Here is a 20,922-nt window from a genome sequence, read left to right as displayed (position 1 = left end):
ATTGTATTTTTTATTTCCCTCCTAATATGATAGTTGCTCTACCTAAACCTTTCATAACAAGCTTGTTCGGAATTGCATACGGTTCAGATTTAAGCATTTTGCTCAGACCTTTAACAAATCGTCGTGCATCTATTGCTCTACCTTTATCATTAAAAAGAGGAATTCTTACCTGCTCAAACAATGCCATATCTTCTGTCATATCAGTAGTATTAAATCTACCTTTAACAGCATTATCTGCCAACCAATCTTCAATAATCACGCCTAATTCTTCATCATCATCACCATATTCAGACTCTAGATCACCATCCCAATCATCCCATTTCTGGATTCTTACGATGATTTCACGTCCATTTTCAAACATATCATCAAAATGTGTTTGTAATGATCCTGTAAAGGTATCCATGTGTGATAATACTGCTTCAGATAATAATACCGGTACTTCTGCAGAAAAAGAAGGAGCTCCTGTACCTGTAGCTGTTGCAATTTGCTTATCGGTATACGCATCTAACCCTTGTAAGTTAAAAGTAACCGATTTTTTTGGCCCTGTTCTGTTTATAGTCCAGGTTAATTGCATAATAATATCGGCCTTTGCTACTTTTTTAAGTGCATCTATTGGGCTTTCGCTTACACCACTTCCTGTTTCTTTTGAAGAACGCATGTTATCCTCTGCAGCATTAGACTCTAATGTTTTTATTGCAGACTCCATATTCTTAAGAGGAAAACCTCTATCGGCCATCATACCGTTGATCTGACTGATTACTTGAAGTACTTCAGCATTTTCTTGAAAAGCTCTTTTATAATCAGGTACTTTTACAGTGGTTCCTTGATTATCAAAATTAAGCATATATCCATTTTGATTACACCAAACATCACTTGGTACAACCATAAGTGTAGGTTTTTTTGCTTGACTGTATCCAAATGATAGGGTAAGCATAAAAATTCCTATAAGTAGTATGTTTTTTTTCATTTTTTGTGTCTTTTATAAATTAAAATCCAGAGCTTAATGATCTAATTATTCCTTCAGACTCTAATCTTTTTCTTAGTTGATCTGTCGCTACGTTTACAACAACTCCAATTTTATATTCTCTTTTACTTACTTTTAAGCGATCACCAGGTGCAATATTACCATCTGCAGCGGCGGTTACATATTTCCTAAATTCGCCTTCATCGCTAAAAAAGGTTTCAAAAAAGTCTGCGTGATCGTTTTCTACTCCAGGGTTTTTTACTAATGGTTTAAAAGGAGTACAACCGTTTCCTCCACCAGCATATCCTTTAAAAACGATACCGTGTACAGCATTTTTCATTGCCTGAGCTATAGCAAATTTTGGGTTTTTTGAATAGGACCACACCTTTACAAGTTTAGAACCTTGTTTAGCAATACCTTCGCACTCTACATCATATCTCCATGCTTTGGTATCCTCATTTGCTAATCTCTTTTTTCTTTGCGCGTTGGCATTAAAACTAAAACATAAAAGTAATAGCATTACCAATCCAATCTTTGTGATGAATTTATTCATAATATAACGTTTGATTTTTTTAGTTAATTTGTCTGATCAACATTCCTGAGTAAAAGTTTTTACCTCCTTTAAACAATGTATATTCTTTAACTTCTTCTGTAGATTCTTTTTCTTCTCCCGCCATAAAACGGTTATCCCAAATTTGCTTTTTATCAACCTTGATAACACCTTGTCTTTTGTAAAAAGTTTTACCATTTTTGTCGATCGTCTGCTCTAAAACTTCATACTTATCACCACCTTCTAATCCTTCTTTAAGTCCGATCTTTGCAGATAGCGGATCACCACTTATTAATGGAGTTTTGGTTCTAAATACTTCATATTTTCTTTGCAGTTTTGCAATTACAGCATCTACTGCTTTTACTGTTGCAATAGCTACTAGTTCTTCTTCACTCTTTTTAGTAAACACAGTACTTTGCAAATCTGCCCAAGCTACTTCTGTTCCAACTAGTTCTATTTTGAAAATATTTGAATCATCAAACGCTTTCTTTCTTGCTTCATCAAAATTAGCATCATCTGTCCAATAATCGTTATAAAAAATTGCTGCCATTTCCTCATTCCAAACTAGCTTATATAGATGAGAAGTTGTTTTGATTACATATCCTTTTCCTGCAACATCAAGAGCGTTACCTGCTAATTTAGATCCAAGGCCAGATTTTCCCATTAAACCACCAGCTAATGCTAATCCTTGTTTTGCTTTTTGTGCAACTTCTTCTTTGCTTATGTATTTAAAATCGTTAACAACCACGAATGTGTTGTTTATTAATTCTTCTCCTGCATCTGCTAATAGAGACAAACCTCTCTCGCTACTCTTAGCGATCTTTACATCTAGTTCTGTAGCATTATAGGATCCTCTTTCTGAAATTAAATCCATATTAAAGCCTCCTTTTTCACTTCTATTAAACCATTTTGCAACTACGGCTTTAGCAACACTATTTTCTGTAAAATACTTTTCTATTGCAACTTTTTGGGCTTCTTTTTGCTCAGCTTTTGATAATGATTCATCATATACTTTCTCAACAGTTCTTCCGTCGATATTGTGATCATTAAATTTTTCGGGAATCTGTGCATCAGTAAATGCTTGTTGAATAACGTCTGCAAATTTTCTGTTCTCGTCTGTCACCATAAGGGTAAATAATGAACTTCTTCTGTAGACAGCATCTGTAGGTTTTTCTTGACCATAGCTGTTCAATGTGCTAACTGATACTAGTAAGCATAGTAATAATTTTTTCATAGGTTAAATTAAAGGGTTAAAAGATTATTATTGATTGTATTAATAATGAATATGTGCCTCATTTTTAGACACAAAGACTGCAAAAGTAAGTAAAAAGATGTTAACATTCTTGATTTGTATTAACAAATTTTTAAACGATGAAGTACAATTATAAACGATGAATGGATTTTATTGAAGGTTTTTTCTTACTTTTACATTACTTTACTTCAAAAGCATTATGACTACAAAACACATACAATACTGATAATCAGATTGGTATAAAACTTATTGTTAAATCAGTATTACACCCTACTTATATTAAGGTTTTACCATAGTTGTAAAACAATTCATACAACAATTTCCATTAAAAATCCTGTAAAATAGTAGTTCGTTATTTTTTTGAAACAAAACTTTAAATATTTGGCTGAACTAACTATAGAGAATAAAATATATCATGTAGTATTGTATATTTACTAAAAACTTGGTGTATGTCTTCTCAATCCCGGCTGGATCGTGCTTATAAAAATGCAAAAGTAATTCCGTTTGATGATAGTTCTAAGTTTATACTTTTTAGTGACTGCCATCGTGGCGATAATAGTTTTGCAGATGAATTTGCTAATAATAGGAATATTTATTTTCATGCGCTACAACATTATTATAAAGAAGGATTTACCTATTGTGAATTAGGAGATGGAGACGAGTTATGGGAGAACCTTAGTTTTAATATGATTCTAAGAGCACATAAAAACATATATGAATTACTTCAGTTATTTTATAATGAGGACAGGTTAGAAATGATCTGGGGAAATCATGATATGGTATATAGAAATCCAAAATATGTAAAAAAACACCTTAGTCATTATCTAGATCATAAAACGGGTAAAGAAGTTCCTCTTTTTCCTAACATAAAATATGAAGAGGCTATCCTCTTAAAGCATAAAAACACAAAACAAGAGCTTTTTCTTTTGCATGGGCATCAAGCAGATTTTATGAATTATAACGGATGGAGAATCCATAGATTTTTGGTTCGTGTCTTATGGAAACCTTTGCAGGTTATTGGCATCTCTGACCCCACTAGTCCTGCACAAAATTTTAAAGAAACCATTCGAATAGAGCGTAGAATCAAAAAATGGATTGCAAACAATAAGAATCTATTCACTATAATGGGGCATACACATCGCCCTAGATTTCCTGAAGCAGGAGGGTTAAACCTCTTTAATGATGGTAGCTGTGTACACCCAAGATGTATTACCGGGATTGAGATAGAAAATGGAAATATTACCCTTATTAAATGGCAAATTTCGACTACTGAAGATGGTACACTTAAGATTGTTAAAATTCCTTTGGAAGGACCTACAAAATTAACTGATTTTATTTCTAAAGAATAAATAGAACTACTCTACATTCAACACTTCTTCAATCTGAGGTGCATACTTTTTGATGGTCATTTCTACACCGGATTTTAATGTCATCTGGTTCACACTGCACCCTACACAAGCTCCTTCTAACTGAACCTTTACTCTTTTGTCATCTTCAATAGAAACTAAAGAAATATTACCTCCGTCACTTTCTAAAAAAGGTCTAATCTCATCTAACGCCTTTTCAACGTTTACTCTTAATTCTTCAGAAGTCATATTCTATTTTTTTACTGCAGAACACCCTGCCATTGTTGTTATTTTAATTGCTTCGGTAGGTGGTAAATTTTCGTTTCTATTTACTACTTCCTGTACTACATTTCTAGTTAATTCCTCGAACGCTTTTTCGGTAGGAGTTGCGGTTTGCAAAGCTGCCGGTCTACCCACATCACCAGCTTCACGAATACTTTGTACTAAAGGAATTTCTCCTAAAAATGGAACTTCGATATCCTCTGCAAGGTTCTTGGCTCCTTCTTTACCAAAGATATAATATCTATTATTAGGAAGCTCATCTGGAGTAAAATACGCCATGTTTTCTACAATCCCCAGCACTGGCACATTAATACTATCCTGCTGAAACATTGCCACACCTTTTCTAGCATCTGCCAATGCCACATTTTGCGGAGTACTAACAACCACAGCTCCAGTTATTGGTAATGACTGCATAATCGATAAATGAATATCTCCTGTTCCCGGAGGTAGGTCAATTAACATAAAATCAAGTTCTCCCCAAGCGGCATCAAAGATCATTTGATTTAATGCTTTTGCAGCCATTGGTCCTCTCCAAACCACAGCTTGGTTAGGTTGTGTAAAAAACCCTATCGATAAAATCTTTACTCCATAATTTTCTATAGGTTTCATTTTAGATTTATCTCCAACCTTAACAGAAAGTGGTCTTTCTCGTTCTACATCAAACATAATCGGAGCCGATGGGCCATAAATATCTGCATCCAAAAGCCCTACCTTAAAGCCCATTTTGGCTAATGTAACAGCTAAATTGGATGTTACCGTAGATTTACCCACGCCTCCTTTACCAGAAGCAACGGCAATAATATTAGATATCCCCGGAATAGCTTTTCCTTTGATTTCATTTTTCTGGGGTTGAGCTGCTGGTGCTTCAACCTTGATATTTACTTTTATTTTTGCTTTCTCATATACTTTTTCATGAATCACTTTCATCACATCTACTTCTGCTCGTTTACGTATATGTAATGCTGGTGTAGATAACACCAAATCTACAACGACCTCATCTCCAAAAGTAATTACATTTTTTACAGCACCACTCTCTACCATATTCTTTCCTTCTCCGGCAACAGTAATCTCTTCTAGTGCTTTAAGTATCTCAGATTTTTCTAGCTTCATGCGTATTTTTTCTTTTTCTAACTAATCAATAATCTAGATTGATTCTAAATGCAAAGATAGGTCGAAAAGTTAAGATTATAAAGCTCTAAAATCGAAATGATTTATAACAGTATCGCTATTTGTAATATGTGAGTATTTGTAAATTTTTCAAAAATTAGGAAATAATGGGATATCTAAAGATTTCTATAACTCCTGCATAGGATCCCAAAACACTTTTTCAAAATTTTGTATTTGATTATCTACTACTTCTATCCCTTCACTTTCTAGAAGTTGTTGCATTAAATTGGTTCCTTGAAAATGGTGTTTCCCGGTTAAAATTCCTTTACGATTAACCACACGATGTGCAGGTACATCCTCGCGACCATCACAAGCATTCATTGCCCAGCCTACCATGCGGGCACTACGAGCAGCTCCTAGATATTTGGCTATTGACCCATAAGAGGTTACTCTGCCATGCGGTATCTGTCTGGCAACTTTATAGACTCTATCGAAGAAATTTGCGTCATCTTTTTTTACTCCCATGTATAAATTATTCTTGCTAAAGTAATGATTACCAAAATCAGCATTAATATGCCCATAAAATAATTAGTATACTTGGTGATCGATGTCGTCTTTTTTTCAATCTTCAGAAAGGAGAACACATAAAAATAGAGCGTTACAAATGTTCCGGCTCCTGCTGCTATGGCAAAGACAGTAATTCGTATGGCATCATATTCTATTTTACCGCTAACACTCATCCCCGCAGCTATGGCTACAAAATAGGGGATAGGTAATACATTAATCGCTGATATGATCATCCCCTTAAAAAAACTTCGGGTACCTCTGTTTCTATATACTTTAATCTTTGTTCCTCTTTGTTTTGCTTTAGTAAAAAAATAAATTGCCATGAGAAAAAAGATGACTGCTCCCGTACGAAGTAGAATATTTTTCACAAATGGGTTAAAGAAAATATATTTAGCCAAAAGAATGGCAACAAGTGCCTGACATAAGACAACTATTGAAGCTCCTATCGCCACTAGAATTCCGTTTTTTTTACCTCTTTCGAGACAAGTTCTAGCAACTGTCATATTTACCAATCCAGGAGGGATCACCCCTACTAGTGATGCAAAAAAAGTGACTAAAAACAGTTTGGTAGTTTCCAAAATAACGACTCCGATTACACGATCCTAAACTGGATGTAAGTTATTGGTTTATTTTTTTCTAAATATTGTTTTTCATAAAAAGTTTGAATTGCAGTCACCACCTCTGGGGATCCTTCATTATGATAGACATTATGATTGGCATATAACACTTCATGACCTTCTCCATGTAATAATCCTAAGGTGTATCCATGCATAAATTCACTATCTGTTTTGAGGTGTATAATTCCGTCTGATTTAAGGATCTTTTTGTAGCGTTGTAAGAACGTTGTATTGGTCATTCTATGCTTTGTACGTTTATATTTTATTTGTGGATCAGGAAATGTAATCCAAATCTCATCAACCTCTTCTGCTTCAAAAATATGATCCACCAACTCTATTTGCGTTCTGATAAAACCTACATTATTCATTTTTTCCTCGATCGCGGTTTTAGCACCACGCCAAAAACGTGCTCCTTTAATATCAATTCCTATAAAGTTTTTATCTGGATATTTTTCGGCAAGACCCACCGTATATTCTCCTTTTCCACAACCTAATTCGAGTACTATTGGGTTTTGATTTTTGAAGAATTTATCATTCCATTTTCCTTTATACCCATGAGTATTATTAAGTACTTCCTCACGAGTAGGTTCTACTACGTTATCAAAGGTTTTATTCTCGTTAAATCGTTTTAACTTATTCTTACTTCCCACTAATTCTCGATATTTCTTATTTACTAGTCTTAAGGATTACTATTGTGTTACATGAATTCTATATTTCTTTATTAGAAAAACGACTATTACAACACTATACTTAAAGATAATTTTTTGGTAAAATTAAGGAAATATACGGACACAGAAATAGGATTAACTTTATTATTATGATGAAATAGCTAATCACTTTAACAACCTAAAAACTAGAACATTTGGATAGAAAAGTACTTGTAGCCCCTCTTAATTGGGGATTAGGACACGCAACTCGTTGTATACCTATCATTAATGCGTTAATAAGTAAAGGGATTACACCTGTTATTGCTTCAGATGGAGCTGCGCTTTCATTACTAAAAAAGGAGTACCCAGAATTACAAACCAAAGTACTTCCTTCCTATAACATTGAATATTCGAAAAAAGCCAGCAATTTTAAAATAAAAATGCTATTAAACAGTCCAAAGATTGCACATGCCATTAGTGCAGAAAAAAAGGCTATAAAAAAACTTATTGAAGAGGAGGACTACTGTGGTATTATCTCGGATAATAGAATGGGCGTACGACACAAAAGTATTCCTTCGGTCTTTATTACCCATCAACTTACTATTCTTAGTGGTAAAACAACTTCGTTTAGCACAAAACTGCATAACAAATACATCAAGAAATTTGATGTATGTTGGGTACCTGATATGGCAGATGACCCTAATCTAAGTGGTGAGTTAGGTCACCCTAAAAAAAGTAATATTCCTGTTACGTATTTAGGCCCCTTGAGTAGGTTTGAACATCAAATTATACCTAAGCGATATGATATCATGGTATTACTTTCTGGACCAGAACCACAACGCACCTTATTAGAACAAAAATTGTTTCAGGAATTTGAACAAAGTGATAAAAAAATAGTGTTTGTAAGAGGTGTTATTGAGGATACACACAAAACATATGTAAAGAACAATATTACAATCCATAATTATTTAACGGGGAAGGATTTAGAAAACACTATAAACAGTAGTAATCTTATTATTTCAAGATCTGGTTACACCACTGTAATGGATCTTGCTAAGTTGAAGAAAAAAGCATTTTTTATCCCTACGCCGGGGCAATTTGAGCAGGAATATCTTGCGCAACGCTTAACGACAAATAAATTAGTGCCGAGCTGTACTCAAAATGAATTCACTTTAAAAAAACTTAGAGACTTAAATGCATATCGAGGATTAAGTAGTTTTAGTACTGATGTCGACTACGGGAAACTTTTTCACTTTTTCCAGCGTAAATGAAAATTCACTCCCAACACGATAATCACTTTCAACATATATACGTTCATGATGCGCTTCGATGATATGTTTCACAATTGCTAACCCAAGACCTGAGCCTCCTTCTTTACGAGATCCGCTTTTGTCTACGCGATAAAAACGTTCGAATAATCTTGGAATATGAGCTTGCGCAATACCTTCTCCGTTATCGGTTACTCTAACGATTGTTTTATTACGAATTAGATCTTCGATACTTACCTCTGTAGTACCGTCTTCTTTTCCGTATTTAATAGAGTTTACAATCAGATTCGAGAGCACTTGTTGTATGCGTTCTTTATCGGCATGCACTAGTATGGGTTCTGCATAATTCATATCAAACGTAAGTGCAATATTTTTCTTAGCTGCTTTCATTTCAAAAAGATCAAATACACTTTGCACCAATTCTACAATGTCAAAATTCGTATAGTTAAGGTTAAGGTCACCGACCTCTAATTTGGTGATCATATCAAGATCATTTACAATATAAATCAATCGCTCTACCCCTTTATTGGCACGATTAAGGTATTTGTCCAAAATTACCGGGTCGTTCATTGCGCCATCCAAAAGGGTAAGAATATACCCTTGCACGGTAAATAGAGGGGTTTTTAGCTCATGAGACACATTACCCATAAACTCTTTACGATAATCTTCTCTGATTTTTAAGGTTTCTATCTCTGTTTTTCGTTGTTGCGCGAATTTCTCAACTTCTTTGATCAGAGTTCTCATATCTGTGGTTACAGGTGTATCTTCGACGGTATTTACATCCAACATTTCGATATCATCATAGATTTTACGTACTCTGCGATAAATAAACCGCTCTACTCTATACTGAATGATGAAAAAACAAATTGTATAGCACACCAACACAAAACCAATTATGAATACTGGGTTGAGTATTGATTGAGCATATAAAAAAACGCTCAATGCGAGCGTTAATACTATGGTTATGTATAGAGACGACAGGTATGCAAACCTATACGACTTCTTAAAGTTTTCTGCCATTTATACCACAAACTTATATCCTACTCCTTTGATCGTTTTAAAGCTATTGTCACCTATCTTTTCTCTTAATTTTCTGATATGAACATCGATAGTACGACCACCTACAATAACCTCGTTACCCCAAACCTTATCAAGAATATCTTCTCGCTTAAACACCTTTCCTGGCTTGGAGGCCAATAAAGATAATAATTCGAACTCTTTTCTAGGTAATACGATCTCTTTTTTGTCTTTTACGATCTTATATTCATCTCGATTAATCACCAAGCTTCCAATCTTTACCACGTTATCCGAAGAATCCTCTTCTTTTAATCTGCGGAGCAAGGCCTTTACTTTGCTTACCAAGACTTTTGGGCGAATTGGTTTAGTAATATAATCATCTGCTCCTGCATCAAATCCTGCTACCTGAGAATAATCTTCTCCCCTTGCAGTAAGAAACGTAATGATGGTATTTTGTAAATCAGGTAGTTTACGAATTTGTTCGCAAGCTTCAATACCATCCATCTCTGGCATCATCACATCCAGAATGATCAAATGTGGTTTTTTCTTTTTAGCAATTTTTACTGCTTCGACCCCGTTTTCTGCCGTAAGAACATGATATCCTTCTGCAGTAAGATTATAGCCTACTATTTCTAGAATATCCGGTTCATCGTCTACCAATAATATAGTAATATCTTTTTTGTTCATTTTCTTTTGAATTATATCACTTGTGTAAATATACTATGTTACTATGAAAGTTTTCGCAACTATAAAGCTAGGAAACAATAAACTAACATAAAAATCTTATAAGGATAACGTTCTCTTAACGTAGACTCTATTTTTCAAAATCAAAAAAAGGCCAAATAGTTTCCTATCTGGCCTTCAATAATTATGCACTATTGAGATCTTTATTGATTATCTCTATATGTGGTTAACAAGTTCATAGTTGCGGTAATCAGATCTTTGGTCTCTAACAGCAACCCAAAATATAAGGTAGTATTTTTAGGGCTGCTTTCTTCTGTTCTAGTTCTTGCAACTTGTTTGTCAATTTTCTGATTTACTCTATTGAATAATTCTTGTTTTTCATCGATAATTGCATCAATACGGTCAAATTCTCTATCGCTAAAAGCTTTCTTAATTTTTCCAAACAACTCATTCAATTGCTCTTCAATTTCTTTTAGATCTTTGATCTGGTTAAATCGAAGTTTTTTATGATTATTATTTACGTGTTTATGACTTGCCTTTGTAATGTACTCGAGTGATTGTGACATGTCCTGTAGGTATCCTAAAATATTGATATAAAAATTACTTGCTCCTACACTAGATTCATCTAAATTTTTAATGAAATAGAAGATATTATCTCTAAGATCTTCAACTTCGGCATCTAATTTGGCAATACCCTTTTTACCTTTCTTTAAGGCAGGCAAATCGTATTTTACTAAACTATCTACGGCGTTTGCATAAATTTTGTTTCCTCTATTTACGAAAGATTTGATATTATCTGCACTTTCTTCAATAACGCCTTGAATAGAACTGCTCTCAGAACTTTTAAGACTATCTTCTGCTTTATCTGCCTTTACTCTTTTTCTGTAGTTTATAGTATTTCTTGCTAAAAGTAATATAGCTACAAGTAATAATACTGCAACCATTGCAGGTCCACCAAGATTAATCAAAAATGCTACAGCAGCAGCGGCGATAAATGCACTGATTGCGGTCATAAACCATCCAGCAATCACATTTAACACTCCAGCTACACGATATACAGCACTTTCTGTTCCCCATGCTCTATCTGCCAACGAGGTACCCATTGCCACCATAAAGGTCACATAGGTTGTAGAAAGTGGTAATTTCATAGAAGTTGCTATAGAAATCAAAATTCCTGCAACTACAAGATTCACTGCCGCTCGTACCATATCAAAAGCTGGCATCTGATATGTCTTATCCTTTGGTAAATCTATAACTGGCTTGGTAAATTGTTTTTCTATAAATTCCATTGCAGGCTTTGGAGTAATCGCAGCAAGTCCCTGAGATATCAACACTGTACCTCTTACAACCCCTCTTGATAAGAAATTAGGTTTAAAACGTTCTTTAGCTTCTCCTTCTCTGGAAAGGTTAATTTCTGTATCGGCAACATATCGTGCTTTTTTTGAAAGCCATAATGTCAATACCATAATTCCTCCTGCGAGGAACAATAACAATACTGGTGTTTCGCTTTTTTTAGCCAGAACATCCATCGAAAACTCTGCGGCCGGAACACCAGAAACTGCCCAAGCTTCATATGATTGCCATCCAGCAATAGGAACACCAATAAAGTTTACCAAATCATTACCTGAAAAGGCCAATGCTAATCCAAAAGTACCTACAATAATGATCAGCTTATATATATTGACTTTAAGGAAGTTCACCAACACATATGATAATGCTGACCATACTACGAAACCTACTGCTACAATCTGTAGTACATTTGTTTCAAGAAATCCTCTCAATGTCAATTTCATTGTACCGGCATTAGCATCTATTTTATAAAAATCTTTTTGTGCTTTTGCTAGTTCTTTAACACTTTCATATGCAGTCCCCAAATATTCATTTGCCCAATTCAACAATCCTTCTGCACCTCCACTATATACAACATCAACTACAGCTTTTGCATAATTGGTTCCTTTGATTCCCTTCATGAAAATAAAGTATAGTAAAGCGGTTAATGCTATACCTCCGAACAAAGCACCTACCCACTTGGCTTTCTTTTCAAAATTATAGGACAATAACAGACGAGTAACAAATTGTACTATGGCTCCTACAGAAAAGGCAATAACTACAGATAGCAATATTCCACTAATAATTTCTCCTGCTTTTTTGGTATTGATATAATTCCCTAAGTCAGTAAAAGACAATCCTTGATCTGCTCCAATTTTGATCAGGGCTATACATACTGCCGCTCCCAAAAGGTTAAATACAATGGATACCGTTGTTGAAGTTGGCATACCTAACGTATTAAAAAAGTCGAGGAGTAATATATCAGTGATCATCACCGCCATAAAGATGATCATGATCTCATCAAAATAGAATTCTCCAGGGTTAAATATACCTTTTCGTGCTACTTCCATCAATCCACTAGAAAAAATGGCTCCAGCTGCAATACCAACACTGGCAACAATCATAATAGTCCTAAAAGACACTGCTTTAGAACCGATAGCAGAATTCAAGAAGTTAACTGCATCATTACTAACTCCGACTACAAGGTCTGCAATTGCAAGTACTGCAAGTGCAACAACCATTAATAAATAAATATTATCCATTACATTTTTTGTTTAAAGTGCAAATATTATAATCAATTCCCAGCTTAATGTTATCAAACTGTTATGTATTTATCTAATGTTTAGAAATGTATATCAAATTGTAACCTATATGCTAACCCGCTACCATCACCATCTTGTGTAGTATAGCTTATATCTGACTGAACTTTTAAATTATGCCCAGCAATATATTTTGAAACCCCTAGAGTATATTGTTCTTCAAGACTTCTTCCTACAACCTCGTCAAAATTAAGGTTAGTATAACGTCCTGCTACTTCCCAGTTGGTTTTAAACAAATATCCAGCCTGTAGATTTATAGCATTACCTACCTGAACAATATCACCTGTTGGTGTACCATCTTCTTCTACTGCGATTGCTTCTTCTGCATCTCTATCGGCAAATTCTCCCATAAATGAAAAACCTTTGTATTTGAATACAGCATCAACAAATATTGTAGAGATATTAGTTTCATAAAAACCTGTACTGGTTTCCATGTATGATCCCTGGTTACTTCTATCCTTAACTGCATCTGCATTAAAATCATAAGTAGCCGCCAACATTAATTTAGGGGTTTGCTCTCTCTTTAGATCTCCTCCTTTGTAATCTCCTTTACTCTTAAATTTTCCAAAAGGTAATAACTCTATTCTTCCTGTATACTCATGACCACCTAAGTTTCCGGTAGTAATATTTCTACCTTCACCTTGTGAAACCGCTAGTACTTCTCTAACCAGAAATTTATCTGTTAGTTTAAAATGGTGTCTTAATTGCACACCAAGATCACGATCAATATTAAATCTACTGTTTAATCTTGATCGATCCACTAATTGTAAGTTTGCTGAAGAAACTACACGCTCTACGTTACCTGGTAATTTTGTTTGACCAGCCCAAAGGGTGAAATTTTTATAGAAATTCCATTTGATAACCGCGTCAAGGATATAACGAGGTGCATTATTTGTAAATTCTGAAGCTCCTGAAATATCTCTATTAGATAATCCCAGTTCAATTTTATATTTAAGTTTTGGACTATAAGCAAAACCATCAAATTTTAAACGTGCTCTTCTTACCAGAAAATTAGATTCAGGTCGGCTGTAATCACCATCATTGATGTCCCAACCCGTTGTAGAAAGGAATTGCATTCTCGTTGCAAATTTCATGCTCCATGAGCTGTCTTTAGCAACAACGTTTAGAATTCCTTTTCCAAATTTGGTCTCAGTAGTTTCCTGAGCATTTACAAAGCAAAGCGTAAATAAGACTAACGCCGTAAGTGTAATCTTTAATTTCATAACCGATACTAGTTTTTGTCGCTGCAAAGAACCAATACCTATGTTAAGTTAATGTTATCTTAATGTTTTTTAATAATTATTTTAAAACGACCTTTTTTTTAACTATTTATGCAATACCAAATCGATTTCTAAATTACCAAAATCGATTCGTTCTTTTTTCATTTTACTGCCTTAGTCATACTTTCCATAGCTAAGGCTATGCAAAGTATTCCTAGCGTTGTAAAACATAAAAAATAACTTTGTCTTTATTAGGCAATTTAGAAATCGATTTGGTATAAAAGCAAAAAAGGCTGACCAAAATTGGTCAGCCCAGTATTTCAAAAATCTAAGTCGACAAAAACTAATACGATTTTTTGAAATTACTATTTGTCATACGACTCGTCAAAAATATTTCTTTTGACGAGTTTTTATGTTATGAGAACTTTAAGCAATCGTTAAAAATAGTTCTATATAAGAGCTAACAAATACCCCAGGATTGATCCTCCAAGTACAACCCACATAGCATTTACCTTTTTTATACCGAATATTATGACCACGCTTAACAAAGCAATCATTATAGATTTCCAATCGGTTAATGTATCTAAAGACATCACATATAGTACTGATAACATTATCCCTACTGCAGCAATATTTACAGAATCCAAAAAGTAGCTTAGCACTTTAGATGTTCTCATTTTAGGCACCAAAGGATTAAGAAGTAGGACAAAAAGAAAAGAGGGAAGAAAAATTCCTATAGTAGCAGCCACTGCCCCCCAAAAACCAGCTAATTGATAACCTATGAAGGTGGCGGTAGACAAAACAGGCCCAGGTGTGAATTGGCCCACTGCAATTGCATCTATCAATTCTGGTCTTGTTAACCAACCCTTAGTCACCAGCTCTGCATCAAGATAAGCAAACAATACATAACCACTACCATATAAAATAGCACCTACTTTTATAAAGGTCCAAAACACTTTAAGTGACGATAGTTTCATCAGGGTGGCTGTCGAAATATTGAATAGAAAAAAAGGTGCAATAGATTTAGGAGTAGTAGTGATTAATCTAGATTTAGAATAGAAATATACTGTTCCCAAAAGACCACCACTTAATAATGCGGTAATTTCGTTTATACCCAAAAGACTAGTAATCAAAACTAGAACCCCAATAACACCAATCTCCCAGCTTTTTAAAGCTTTCTTTCCTAATTTCATAATTGCTGAAGCAATGATTGCTAATACAGCTGGTTTGATACCAAAAATAAAAGGAGTAACTTCTGGTAATTGGCCATACGAGGTATAAAACCATGCCAATATCCCAGTAATAACTACTGCGGGAAAAACAAAACATACCCCTGCAACAAATAAACCAGGAACTCCAGCTCGCTCATGACCACAATGCATAACCATCTCTGTCGAGTTAGGCCCTGGGATTAAGTTTGTTGCTCCGATAAGGTCCAAAAAATGTTGTCTATTCATCCATTTTCTTTTCTGAACGATCTCATCTTCCATCATAGCAATATGAGCAGCAGGCCCACCAAAAGCAATACAACCAAGTCTAAAGAAAACAGTTGCAACCTCTATTAGTTTATTATTCTTATTCATTCAAGTATTACCTTTCTTATTAGAATTAAGTTGATCAAAAATATAAATATAATAGGAACACATACATCTCGAAAGAGTAAACAAACGAACAAATCAAAATCTGCTTAATAAATTGATAATCAAGGTAATGTGTTTTTAATGTTAATTTAATGTTACGTAAACGTTGTTTGAATGTAAAATAAATAGTATTTTTATACTATAAGTCGACATCCTCAAATAACATTAAACATTTAGAAAACATGAAAAAGATACTATTAGCAATGGCCATTTTATTTTCGGCGACTTTAATGGCACAGGATGTAAAACCTACTTTCGAAAAACAAGGAGACGCAATAAAAGGAACTTTCTTTCATGAAAATGGAGAAGTTCGCCAACAGGGATTCTATAACAAAGAAGGTAAGCTTCACGGTGTATGGAAATCCTATGACGTAACAGGAAAGAAAATTGCCATGGGTCGATACAACAATGGAGTAAAAACTGGAAAATGGTTTTTTTGGGCTGCAGATAAATTATCTGAAGTGAATTATTCAGATAATCAAATTGCAGATGTAACTACATGGTCTAATAAAGACAATGTCGTAGTTAATTACGAGAATTAGATTATAATCAACACATATAAACGGGAACACCTCAACATTTTGAGGTGTTTTTTGTTTTTAAAAAGCGCCCTTCTTTTCTGTAATTCGATTTTTGCAAATTAAAAAGTCTTAATATTCCTTTTACACTACCACTTCAGAAACATTTTCTTAACATTCGATTCTTCAACTTTGATAAACACAGCAAAACACATCTCTATTCATTTTCAGCATTTTAAGGCTTCTCCTTAAATAAAAATACGTTATTAATTATACTAGCATGAGACAAATACGGATAACATTTAGCTAACATTATAATCATCAATACTTAATTTTTGAATAACACTCATTTAACACTTCTCTTCGTTCTTTGCCTCGGAATTTGAGAACAAACTAAATGAGAAAAATTGTTATACTAGTTGCGTTATTTGTTGTTGGGATACTTAGCGCACAAGAAACCGGATCAATAACAGGTACTTTGCTTGACAAAGAAGCTGGAGATCAACCTTTACCTTTTGCTAATGTAATCATTAAAGGCACTACCAAGGGAACCACTACAGATTTTGATGGATTATACACTCTAGACAATGTAGAGCCAGGTACATATACAATAGAGTTTAGCTTTGTAGGATACGAAACTATTGACGTTAAAGATGTAGTTGTTACCCCTAATCAAGCAACAACAGTTAATTCTTCTATTGGTGCTAGCGCTGCTGCATTAGATGAAGTAGTTATTAAAACCACTACAAAAAAAGAATCTGAAGCTGCTATTTTATTAGAACAAAAAAATGCAGTGACTATTCAACAAAAGATCGGCGCACAAGAACTTGCAAAAAAAGGAGTAAGTGATGTTGCAACAGGGCTTACTAAAGCAACTGGTATTTCTAGACAAAGCGACAAATTATATGTTCGTGGTTTAGGAGATCGTTATAATAATGCATATTTAAATGGCTTACCAATCCCCTCATTAAATCCTAAATTAAAGCTTATTGATCTTGGGATTTTTCCAACCGATATTGTAGAGAATCTTGGGATTTTTAAAACGTATTCCCCAGATATTTATGGAGATTTTGCAGGAGCAAGTGTAAACATTGATACCAAAGACCGCCCAGGGAAAGGATTTCTAGAGCTTGGTTTTAATTCTGGTGTAAACTCCAACGCAGTTGGCAATGATTTCTTCTTATTAAATGGAGGAAGGTATGATGACTGGGGACTGGATGATGGATCCAGAAGAGTGCCAATCTTCTTAGATATCCCCAATTATAACTATGTAAGTACCGATATTGATCATTACCCATTTGATACTTCTTTTAATCCTGAAAAAAGATTTAACGCTCCTGATGGAGGTGCAAGTATTACAGGAGGAAAAACTTTTGTAATAGCCGACGAGAAAAAACTAGATGTATTGTTTACAGGATCTTTTAGCCAAAATCACAGAACCGCTCTGGATGGTAATCAAGCTGCTTTCAACTCTCAGGGAGAAAGTATTACAGGCTTAGGAAACTTTAAAAAAGTAGATCGTTACCAATATAATACGAATACTACCTTATTAGGAAGTATAGGATATCGTTGGAATAGTAAGAACAAAATCCTTGCGACCTCATTATTTGTAAACGATACTCAGGATGAACTCAGAGAATTTACCGATGGGGTAAGTAGTGAAGATACTGATGTAGGTATTCGATTAAGAAGAGGTACTTACGAGCAAAACAATCTTTTTACTCAGCAACTTATTGGTGAACATAAATTTAAAGAAGGCACTTACCAACTTGATTGGGGAGTAGCCTATAACAAAGCTCAAGGTTTAATCCCAGATAGACGTCAATTAGTATTTACCGAATTACAAAACGGAAACTTAGTTTTAGGAAACCGTACAAGTCCTGATCTGGCAAACAACCAACGTTTCTATCAGGAATTAAATGAAAACGATTATTCAGGAAAGTTAGATTTCGACATTAATTTTGGTAAAGATGAGGACGATATCTTCAAAAACAAACTTACCGTTGGTTTGGCCGCTAGATCAAAGGATCGAGATTTCGAATCTAACCAGTTAAACTATAATTTAAACAATTTTAGAAATACTAATGTTGATTTTAACGACCCAGATGCTTTATTAAATGAAGCCAATTTCCTAAGCGGTGAATATGTTGTTTTAGAAAACCTGAATACCACCAGAATCTATGAAGCGGATTTATTAACCCTTGCAGGGTATGCAAATTTACAATATGCTTTATCCAATAAATTAACCTTTAACGGAGGTATTCGTACAGAGCTGTTTGAGCAAAATGTATTTTATAGAGAGCAGCAGGATTTGGAAACTTCTCCTTTTCGAACACAAAAGATTGAAGAAACATTCATTCTGCCTAGTATTAGTTTGAAGTATGTAGTAAACCCAAAATCAAACCTTCGTTTTGCAGCAAGTAAAACAGTTACATTACCCAAGTTTACCGAAGTTGCTCCTTTCCTAGATGAAGATGTGACTGAATCAACATTGGGTAATCCAATCCTTAAAAACTCTGACAACTATAATGTAGATCTTAAATGGGAATATTTCCCAGAGCAAGCTGGCGAGCTACTTGCGGCGACTTTGTTTGGTAAATATATAGATAAGCCTATAGAAAAAGTATTTGTTGCATCGGCATCCAACGTAAATACTTTCGTTAATTCTGATAATGCCATAATTTTTGGAGTCGAATTAGAATTTAGAAAAAATCTTGGTAATCTTTTCAAACTAGAAGAAACCGTTTGGAATAATCTTAATTTTGGTGTGAATGCTACTTTGATGCATACACAAGTAGAAATTGACCCTACAATTACTACGTTTAACGGGTCTAATATTGCTCCTACCAATACAGAAAGACAATTACAAGGTGCTTCTCCTTTCCTAATAAATGCAGATTTAGCCTATTCTAAAGAATTCGAAAAACACAAAATCACTTCGGCTGTAGACTTCAACATTTTTGGAGATCGAGTATACTCCGCAGGAGGTAATGGTGTAGGTGACATCTTTGAAAGAGGATTTGGCGTATTAAACTTCAATTTTAAAGATGAAATAGGGGATCATGTAGAAATAAGCTTCAAAGCAAAAAATTTATTAAACCCATCAATTGAGAGATACCAGGATCAAGAAGATCTAAATCAGGAATTTACCACCTATAAATTCGATAATGGTATCAATTTTAGTCTTGGGGTAACATTTAAATTATAAAAAAGTAAACAACACAATTAATTATTTATAGCGATGAAAACTAAAAATTTATTTACCGGAATAATCATGGGTGCTGCAATACTGTTTAACGCATGTACCGTTCAAGAAGATAATATCGGAGATGTTATTATAAATCCGAATGGTGGAGGAAGTACTAACGGAACTATTATTCTTGAAGGCCAAATAACCGAAGATCTTAACTTAACTCCAGATGAAGTCTACGAATTAAGAGGAGGTGTATCTGTTGTTGACGGTGTAACTCTAACTATTGAAGCTGGTACACGAATTATTGCCGGTGACGTAGGTGGGGTATTCTCTTACTTGGCTATCGAACAAGGAGCAAAAATCATTGCAGAAGGTACATCAGCCCAACCCATCGTATTTACTTCAAATAAATCTACACCAAACCCCGGTGATTGGGGAGGACTTTTGCTGGCAGGTAGAGCACCTATCAATAGAGGCACTACAGCTACTACAGAGGTAGCTAACCTTACCTATGGCGGAACTGACGCTACGGACAATTCTGGTATATTACGTTATGTACGTTTGGAATATACTGGTGGAAAAATTAATGATGATGCAGAATATAATGGACTTTCATTATACGGTGTTGGTAATGGAACCACGTTAGAATACATCCAAGCTTTTAATGGAAATGATGATGGAATTGAATTCTTTGGTGGAACGGTAGATTTAAAATACGCTATCGTAACCGGTGCTGGTGATGATTCTTTTGACTGGACAGATGGATGGGTAGGAAATGGTCAGTTCTGGATTGCACAACAAACTTCTGCTGCAGGTGATAAAGGAATCGAAGCAGACAACTTATCTTCTGCTCCCGATGCAGCACCATTCTCTAACCCAACGCTTTCTAACATTACATTAATTGGTGCGGAAGATGGAGATGGTGAAAACAAAGGAATCGAGTTTAGAGCAGGAACCAAAGTAACCATGTACAACACCATCATCAAAGCATTTCCAGGAAAAGGAATCGAAGTTGATGATGATCAAACATTAATCAACTTGAATAATAACGAGGTAATTGTTAGAAATTCGATTATCGATAATGTAAATTCATTTGACTTAGATCATGGTGGTGCCACTGTAGACCTTGCAAATTTTGCAACATTCAATAACTTCACTTTAGATGGTTCTAAAGCTCCTTTTAACAACACTGGCGCTTCAATTCCTGTAGATTTTGAAATCAATGGTTTAACGGGAACTTATGAGTTTACAATTGCCGTTGATGGTGTAGATAACTTTGATCCTTCTACCTTAGGAACATTTTTTGAAGCCGCTAATTATGTGGGTGCTTTACGAGATGGAGACACTTGGACATCTGGTTGGACTCGTTTATAAGTCAACCAAAATCTTACAAAAAAAAGGC

18 protein-coding genes are annotated in these 20,922 nt (G+C 34.6%); 5 read left to right on the top strand and 13 right to left on the bottom strand.

The genetic code is table 11. The features are described from left to right. Nucleotides 1–10: 10 nt before the first annotated feature. Genes ABW637_RS05100 through ABW637_RS05090 form a run of 3 tightly spaced genes read right to left on the bottom strand, consistent with a single transcriptional unit; the run spans nucleotide 11 to nucleotide 2,748 of the window. On the bottom strand, nucleotides 11–967 hold the full coding sequence (locus ABW637_RS05100; RefSeq protein ID WP_367583557.1) for a DUF6175 family protein: 957 nt from the start codon (nucleotides 965–967) through the stop codon (nucleotides 11–13). Between the two features lie 19 nt (nucleotides 968–986). Further along, entirely contained in the window at nucleotides 987–1,517 is a 531-nt protein-coding gene (locus tag ABW637_RS05095; protein WP_367583556.1) for a hypothetical protein, read from the bottom strand. Nucleotides 1,518–1,536: 19 nt separating this feature from the next. After that, a complete protein-coding gene (locus ABW637_RS05090) occupies nucleotides 1,537–2,748 on the bottom strand; it encodes a hypothetical protein (protein ID WP_367583555.1) in 1,212 nt (403 codons plus the stop codon). Between the two features lie 467 nt (nucleotides 2,749–3,215). On the opposite strand from ABW637_RS05090, the gene ABW637_RS05085 reads away from it, so the two are divergent. Continuing rightward, entirely contained in the window at nucleotides 3,216–4,115 is a 900-nt protein-coding gene (locus ABW637_RS05085) for a serine/threonine protein phosphatase (protein ID WP_367583554.1), read from the top strand. 6 nt (nucleotides 4,116–4,121) lie between these two features. Here the strand turns inward: ABW637_RS05085 and ABW637_RS05080 are convergent, their stop codons facing one another. From ABW637_RS05080 to trmB, 5 genes are all read right to left on the bottom strand, one after another. Beyond that, nucleotides 4,122–4,361, bottom strand: a complete 240-nt coding sequence (locus ABW637_RS05080) for a NifU family protein (protein ID WP_367583553.1) — start codon at nucleotides 4,359–4,361, stop codon at nucleotides 4,122–4,124. A 3-nt stretch (nucleotides 4,362–4,364) separates the two neighbouring features. Continuing rightward, nucleotides 4,365–5,504 (bottom strand): Mrp/NBP35 family ATP-binding protein, encoded by a 1,140-nt coding sequence (locus ABW637_RS05075; RefSeq protein ID WP_367583552.1) that lies wholly within the window; start codon nucleotides 5,502–5,504, stop codon nucleotides 4,365–4,367. Nucleotides 5,505–5,687: 183 nt separating this feature from the next. Beyond that, nucleotides 5,688–6,026 carry an MGMT family protein gene (locus tag ABW637_RS05070; RefSeq protein ID WP_367583551.1) on the bottom strand — a complete coding sequence of 113 codons (339 nt, stop codon included), beginning with the start codon at nucleotides 6,024–6,026 and terminating at the stop codon, nucleotides 5,688–5,690. After that, nucleotides 6,017–6,646, bottom strand: a complete 630-nt coding sequence (locus tag ABW637_RS05065; RefSeq protein ID WP_367583550.1) for a LysE family translocator — start codon at nucleotides 6,644–6,646, stop codon at nucleotides 6,017–6,019. Before ABW637_RS05065 ends, ABW637_RS05070 begins: the two co-directional genes overlap by 10 nt. A 14-nt stretch (nucleotides 6,647–6,660) precedes the next feature. Further along, complete coding sequence (gene trmB, locus ABW637_RS05060) at nucleotides 6,661–7,335, bottom strand: tRNA (guanosine(46)-N7)-methyltransferase TrmB (protein WP_367583549.1); 675 nt, start codon at nucleotides 7,333–7,335, stop codon at nucleotides 6,661–6,663. A gap of 212 nt (nucleotides 7,336–7,547) precedes the next feature. Here trmB and ABW637_RS05055 point away from each other — a divergent pair, with 212 nt between their 5' ends. Next, on the top strand, nucleotides 7,548–8,603 hold the full coding sequence (locus ABW637_RS05055; RefSeq protein WP_367583548.1) for a glycosyltransferase: 1,056 nt from the start codon (nucleotides 7,548–7,550) through the stop codon (nucleotides 8,601–8,603). Here ABW637_RS05055 and ABW637_RS05050 read toward each other — a convergent pair. From ABW637_RS05050 to chrA, 5 genes are all read right to left on the bottom strand, one after another. After that, nucleotides 8,541–9,620: a sensor histidine kinase gene (locus ABW637_RS05050; RefSeq protein WP_367583547.1), complete on the bottom strand. Its 1,080-nt coding sequence runs from the start codon at nucleotides 9,618–9,620 to the stop codon at nucleotides 8,541–8,543. The genes ABW637_RS05055 and ABW637_RS05050 overlap by 63 nt on opposite strands. Continuing rightward, nucleotides 9,621–10,304, bottom strand: coding sequence for a response regulator transcription factor (locus ABW637_RS05045; protein ID WP_367583546.1), 684 nt, complete (start codon nucleotides 10,302–10,304; stop codon nucleotides 9,621–9,623). It lies immediately after the preceding gene. 200 nt (nucleotides 10,305–10,504) lie between these two features. Continuing rightward, nucleotides 10,505–12,892: an inorganic phosphate transporter gene (locus ABW637_RS05040; RefSeq protein ID WP_367583545.1), complete on the bottom strand. Its 2,388-nt coding sequence runs from the start codon at nucleotides 12,890–12,892 to the stop codon at nucleotides 10,505–10,507. 80 nt (nucleotides 12,893–12,972) lie between these two features. Further along, nucleotides 12,973–14,172 carry a porin gene (locus tag ABW637_RS05035; protein ID WP_367583544.1) on the bottom strand — a complete coding sequence of 400 codons (1,200 nt, stop codon included), beginning with the start codon at nucleotides 14,170–14,172 and terminating at the stop codon, nucleotides 12,973–12,975. 446 nt (nucleotides 14,173–14,618) lie between these two features. Next, on the bottom strand, nucleotides 14,619–15,752 hold the full coding sequence (gene chrA, locus ABW637_RS05030) for a chromate efflux transporter (protein ID WP_367583543.1): 1,134 nt from the start codon (nucleotides 15,750–15,752) through the stop codon (nucleotides 14,619–14,621). 239 nt (nucleotides 15,753–15,991) lie between these two features. Between chrA and ABW637_RS05025 the strand changes: the two genes are divergently transcribed. The 3 genes from ABW637_RS05025 to ABW637_RS05015 all read left to right on the top strand — a co-directional run bounded on the left by ABW637_RS05025 (nucleotide 15,992) and on the right by ABW637_RS05015 (nucleotide 20,894). Then, complete coding sequence (locus ABW637_RS05025) at nucleotides 15,992–16,351, top strand: toxin-antitoxin system YwqK family antitoxin (RefSeq protein ID WP_367583542.1); 360 nt, start codon at nucleotides 15,992–15,994, stop codon at nucleotides 16,349–16,351. Nucleotides 16,352–16,724: 373 nt separating this feature from the next. After that, nucleotides 16,725–19,535 (top strand): TonB-dependent receptor, encoded by a 2,811-nt coding sequence (locus tag ABW637_RS05020; RefSeq protein ID WP_367583541.1) that lies wholly within the window; start codon nucleotides 16,725–16,727, stop codon nucleotides 19,533–19,535. Nucleotides 19,536–19,568: 33 nt separating this feature from the next. Continuing rightward, nucleotides 19,569–20,894, top strand: a complete 1,326-nt coding sequence (locus ABW637_RS05015; RefSeq protein WP_367583540.1) for a beta-helix domain-containing protein — start codon at nucleotides 19,569–19,571, stop codon at nucleotides 20,892–20,894. Nucleotides 20,895–20,922 lie beyond the last annotated feature (28 nt).

Origin of the sequence: Aquimarina penaris (assembly GCF_040786285.1) — a bacterium.
Lineage (GTDB): Bacteria > Bacteroidota > Bacteroidia > Flavobacteriales > Flavobacteriaceae > Aquimarina.
This window is presented reverse-complemented; position numbering and strand designations above follow the sequence as displayed.